The following is a 5,820-nucleotide window of genomic DNA, read 5'->3' as shown; positions in this document are numbered from 1 at the left end:
GCTGAATATTTTTCTTCGGCGCAAAAGCCAAACCCCCACCCGATTTCTCGGATGGGGGTTTGGGGATAGGAGCTTGACGATGACCTACTCTCACATGGGGAAACCCCACACTACCATCGGCGATGCGTCGTTTCACTACTGAGTTCGGGAAGGGATCAGGTGGTTCCAACGCTCTATGGTCGTCAAGCAATTCGGTTGGGGACTCGGTGTTTAGTCGTTTCCCCGAATGGGTATGTGATATGTGGCGTTGCGGTTCTTAGCGAACTTTCGGTTCGTTTGTCGACTTCACCATACAACCCACAATCATCAGATTGTTTGGGTGTTATATGGTCAAGCCTCACGGGCAATTAGTATTGGTTAGCTCAACGCCTCACAGCGCTTACACACCCAACCTATCAACGTCGTAGTCTTCGACGGCCCTTTAGGGAGCTCAAGGCTCCAGTGAGATCTCATCTTGAGGCAAGTTTCCCGCTTAGATGCTTTCAGCGGTTATCTTTTCCGAACATAGCTACCCGGCAATGCCACTGGCGTGACAACCGGAACACCAGAGGTTCGTCCAACCCGGTCCTCTCGTACTAAGGTCAGCCCCTCTCAAATCTCAAACGTCCACGGCAGATAGGGACCGAACTGTCTCACGACGTTCTAAACCCAGCTCGCGTACCACTTTAAATGGCGAACAGCCATACCCTTGGGACCGGCTTCAGCCCCAGGATGTGATGAGCCGACATCGAGGTGCCAAACACCGCCGTCGATATGAACTCTTGGGCGGTATCAGCCTGTTATCCCCGGAGTACCTTTTATCCGTTGAGCGATGGCCCTTCCATACAGAACCACCGGATCACTAAGACCTACTTTCGTACCTGCTCGACGTGTCTGTCTCGCAGTCAAGCGCGCTTTTGCCTTTATACTCTACGACCGATTTCCGACCGGTCTGAGCGCACCTTCGTACTCCTCCGTTACTCTTTGGGAGGAGACCGCCCCAGTCAAACTGCCCACCATACACTGTCCTCGATCCGGATGACGGACCAGAGTTAGAACCTCAAGCATGCCAGGGTGGTATTTCAAGGATGGCTCCACGCGAACTGGCGTCCACGCTTCAAAGCCTCCCACCTATCCTACACAAGCAGGCTCAAAGTCCAGTGCAAAGCTACAGTAAAGGTTCACGGGGTCTTTCCGTCTAGCCGCGGATACACTGCATCTTCACAGCGATTTCAATTTCACTGAGTCTCGGGTGGAGACAGCGCCGCCATCGTTACGCCATTCGTGCAGGTCGGAACTTACCCGACAAGGAATTTCGCTACCTTAGGACCGTTATAGTTACGGCCGCCGTTTACCGGGGCTTCGATCAAGAGCTTCGCTTGCGCTAACCCCATCAATTAACCTTCCGGCACCGGGCAGGCGTCACACCCTATACGTCCACTTTCGTGTTTGCAGAGTGCTGTGTTTTTAATAAACAGTCGCAGCGGCCTGGTATCTTCGACCGGCATGAGCTTACGGAGCAAGTCCTTCACCCTCACCGGCGCACCTTCTCCCGAAGTTACGGTGCCATTTTGCCTAGTTCCTTCACCCGAGTTCTCTCAAGCGCCTTGGTATTCTCTACCCAACCACCTGTGTCGGTTTGGGGTACGGTTCCTAGTTACCTGAAGCTTAGAGGCTTTTCCTGGAAGCATGGCATCAACCACTTCACGTCCAAAAGGACGCTCGTCATCAGTTCTCGGCATTAAGATCCCGGATTTGCCTAAGATCTCTGCCTACCACCTTAAACACGGACAACCAACGCCGTGCTGGCCTAGCCTTCTCCGTCCCCCCATCGCAGTAACTAGAAGTGCAGGAATATTAACCTGCTTCCCATCGACTACGCATTTCTGCCTCGCCTTAGGGGCCGACTAACCCTGCGTCGATTAACGTTGCGCAGGAAACCTTGGTCTTTCGGCGTGCGAGTTTTTCACTCGCATTGTCGTTACTCATGTCAGCATTCGCACTTCTGATACCTCCAGCAAGCTTCTCAACTCACCTTCACAGGCTTACAGAACGCTCCTCTACCGCATCACTTACGTGATACCCGTAGCTTCGGTGTATGGTTTGAGCCCCGTTACATCTTCCGCGCAGGCCGACTCGACTAGTGAGCTATTACGCTTTCTTTAAAGGGTGGCTGCTTCTAAGCCAACCTCCTAGCTGTCTAAGCCTTCCCACATCGTTTCCCACTTAACCATAACTTTGGGACCTTAGCTGACGGTCTGGGTTGTTTCCCTTTTCACGACGGACGTTAGCACCCGCCGTGTGTCTCCCATGCTCGGCACTTCTGGGTATTCGGAGTTTGCATCGGTTTGGTAAGTCGGGATGACCCCCTAGCCGAAACAGTGCTCTACCCCCCAGAGTGATACATGAGGCGCTACCTAAATAGCTTTCGAGGAGAACCAGCTATCTCCGGGCTTGATTAGCCTTTCACTCCGATCCACAGGTCATCCGCTAACTTTTCAACGGTAGTCGGTTCGGTCCTCCAGTCAGTGTTACCTAACCTTCAACCTGCCCATGGATAGATCGCCCGGTTTCGGGTCTATACCCAGCGACTAAAGCGCCCTATTAAGACTCGCTTTCGCTACGCCTCCCCTATTCGGTTAAGCTCGCCACTGAATATAAGTCGCTGACCCATTATACAAAAGGTACGCAGTCACCCAACAAAGTGGGCTCCCACTGCTTGTACGCATACGGTTTCAGGTTCTATTTCACTCCCCTCTCCGGGGTTCTTTTCGCCTTTCCCTCACGGTACTAGTTCACTATCGGTCAGTCAGTAGTATTTAGCCTTGGAGGATGGTCCCCCCATATTCAGACAACGTTTCACGTGCGCCGTCCTACTCGATTTCACTTCTAAGACCTTTTCGCGTACAGGGCTATCACCCACTATGGCCGCACTTTCCAGAGCGTTCCGCTAAAATCAAAGAAGCTTAAGGGCTAATCCCCGTTCGCTCGCCACTACTAAGGGAATCTCGGTTGATTTCTTTTCCTCAGGGTACTTAGATGTTTCAGTTCCCCTGGTTCGCCTCTTGCACCTATGGATTCAGTACAAGATACCTAGGTTATCCTAGGTGGGTTCCCCCATTCAGAGATCTCCGGATCAAAGTCTGTTTGCCGACTCCCCGAAGCTTATCGCAGGCTACCACGTCTTTCATCGCCTCTGACTGCCAAGGCATCCACCGTATGCGCTTCTTCACTTGACCATATAACCCCAAGCAATCTGGTTATAGATTCGTAACGTGAAGACGACATTCGCCGAAAATTCGCGCTTGAACTCGCAAATTTTGCCTTGATTTGCTGAATGCAGTGAAACATTCAACAAGTCACTTCTATCACATACCCAAATTTTTAAAGAACAGTTCTGGCGCAAAGACCAGAAATCAACATTGAACCAGCAATGTTCATTTCTGAGCTTTCAGCGATTGTCGAGTTAATGGTGGAGCCAAGGAGGATCGAACTCCTGACCTCCTGCGTGCAAAGCAGGCGCTCTCCCAGCTGAGCTATGGCCCCATCTACGGACTTGGCCACATCCCTTGACAATTGGTGGGTCTGGGCAGATTCGAACTGCCGACCTCACCCTTATCAGGGGTGCGCTCTAACCAACTGAGCTACAGACCCAATCGTCTAACTCTCGGGTCTAAACCCAATCGCTTTTCGCAAGTGAATCAAGCAATTCGTGTGGGAACTTATGAAGAAGCTGAAGTCTTCGATTAAGGAGGTGATCCAGCCGCAGGTTCCCCTACGGCTACCTTGTTACGACTTCACCCCAGTCATGAATCACTCCGTGGTAACCGTCCCCCTTGCGGTTAGACTAGCTACTTCTGGAGCAACCCACTCCCATGGTGTGACGGGCGGTGTGTACAAGGCCCGGGAACGTATTCACCGTGACATTCTGATTCACGATTACTAGCGATTCCGACTTCACGCAGTCGAGTTGCAGACTGCGATCCGGACTACGATCGGTTTTATGGGATTAGCTCCACCTCGCGGCTTGGCAACCCTTTGTACCGACCATTGTAGCACGTGTGTAGCCCTGGCCGTAAGGGCCATGATGACTTGACGTCATCCCCACCTTCCTCCGGTTTGTCACCGGCAGTCTCCTTAGAGTGCCCACCATAACGTGCTGGTAACTAAGGACAAGGGTTGCGCTCGTTACGGGACTTAACCCAACATCTCACGACACGAGCTGACGACAGCCATGCAGCACCTGTGTCTGAGTTCCCGAAGGCACCAATCCATCTCTGGAAAGTTCTCAGCATGTCAAGGCCAGGTAAGGTTCTTCGCGTTGCTTCGAATTAAACCACATGCTCCACCGCTTGTGCGGGCCCCCGTCAATTCATTTGAGTTTTAACCTTGCGGCCGTACTCCCCAGGCGGTCGACTTAATGCGTTAGCTGCGCCACTAAGATCTCAAGGATCCCAACGGCTAGTCGACATCGTTTACGGCGTGGACTACCAGGGTATCTAATCCTGTTTGCTCCCCACGCTTTCGCACCTCAGTGTCAGTATCAGTCCAGGTAGTCGCCTTCGCCACTGGTGTTCCTTCCTATATCTACGCATTTCACCGCTACACAGGAAATTCCACTACCCTCTACCGTACTCTAGCTCAGTAGTTTTGGAGGCAGTTCCCAGGTTGAGCCCGGGGATTTCACCTTCAACTTGCTGAACCACCTACGCGCGCTTTACGCCCAGTAATTCCGATTAACGCTTGCACCCTTCGTATTACCGCGGCTGCTGGCACGAAGTTAGCCGGTGCTTATTCTGTTGGTAACGTCAAAACAGCAAGGTATTAACTTACTGCCCTTCCTCCCAACTTAAAGTGCTTTACAATCCGAAGACCTTCTTCACACACGCGGCATGGCTGGATCAGGCTTTCGCCCATTGTCCAATATTCCCCACTGCTGCCTCCCGTAGGAGTCTGGACCGTGTCTCAGTTCCAGTGTGACTGATCATCCTCTCAGACCAGTTACGGATCGTCGCCTAGGTGAGCCTTTACCTCACCTACTAGCTAATCCGACCTAGGCTCATCTGATAGCGCAAGGCCCGAAGGTCCCCTGCTTTCTCCCGTAGGACGTATGCGGTATTAGCGTTCCTTTCGAAACGTTGTCCCCCACTACCAGGCAGATTCCTAGGCATTACTCACCCGTCCGCCGCTGAATCAGAGAGCAAGCTCTCTTCATCCGCTCGACTTGCATGTGTTAGGCCTGCCGCCAGCGTTCAATCTGAGCCATGATCAAACTCTTCAGTTCAATACTGCTTGGGTTTTGAGAAAACCCTAAACTTGGCTCAGCAATCGCATGCTCTATTTAAAGAGCTAAAACTCTCGAATTCACGAGTGTTACTTGCGTTGCTGATAATCAGTTGACTATCAGTCTTACATCACAAGCACCCACACGAATTGCTTGATTCAGTTGTTAAAGAGCGTTTCGGCAAAGTCTTTCGTCTCAACCGAGGCCGCGCATTCTACAGCAGCCTTTCAATCTGTCAAGCTGTTTTTGAAGAATTTTTCGTTTCTTCTCAACCGCTTGCGCTTCAGATCAGAACTTCTTCTCGTCAGCGGGAGGCGCATTCTACAGCGTTCAAAACCGCTGTCAACCACCTCTTTCAACCGCTTTCGATCTACCTGATCGAAGCAACCAACAAGATCAAACCACCACCTTGTCAGCCCGGCGCATTCTACTCGAATTCGCCATCCGGTCAATCTCTTTTTTTCATCCAACTCTTTGAATTTCAAGGAGTTTTCCGAGAGAACTGCGCCGGAAGTGGTGCGCATTATAGGGGACCAAATCTAACCGTCAACTCCTTT

The 5,820-nt window shown here is 51.7% G+C and carries 2 tRNA genes, 3 rRNA genes and 1 pseudogene; 1 reads left to right on the top strand and 5 read right to left on the bottom strand.

Features of this window, described 5'->3' with window-relative positions:
* Positions 1–71: 71 nt before the first annotated feature.
* The 5 genes from rrf to FFS62_RS23060 form a co-directional block, all read right to left on the bottom strand.
* A 5S ribosomal RNA gene (gene rrf / locus FFS62_RS23080) occupies positions 72–187 on the bottom strand.
* A 139-nt stretch (positions 188–326) separates the two neighbouring features.
* Positions 327–3,218: ribosomal RNA gene (locus FFS62_RS23075) — 23S ribosomal RNA — on the bottom strand.
* 231 nt (positions 3,219–3,449) lie between these two features.
* A tRNA-Ala gene (locus tag FFS62_RS23070) sits at positions 3,450–3,525 on the bottom strand.
* Positions 3,526–3,556: 31 nt separating this feature from the next.
* Positions 3,557–3,633: transfer RNA gene (locus tag FFS62_RS23065), tRNA-Ile, on the bottom strand.
* Between the two features lie 93 nt (positions 3,634–3,726).
* A 16S ribosomal RNA gene (locus FFS62_RS23060) occupies positions 3,727–5,263 on the bottom strand.
* Together the 16S, 23S and 5S rRNA genes with 2 tRNA genes alongside form the textbook arrangement of a ribosomal RNA operon.
* Before the next feature lie 149 nt (positions 5,264–5,412).
* Here FFS62_RS23060 and FFS62_RS23345 point away from each other — a divergent pair.
* Positions 5,413–5,820, top strand: a pseudogene (locus tag FFS62_RS23345) (hypothetical protein); the annotation flags it as partial.

This window comes from Pseudomonas sp. F(2018), assembly GCF_005508865.1.
GTDB lineage: Bacteria > Pseudomonadota > Gammaproteobacteria > Pseudomonadales > Pseudomonadaceae > Aquipseudomonas.
The sequence above is the reverse complement of the archived record's forward strand: the minus strand, read 5'-3'. Positions and strand labels throughout refer to the sequence as shown.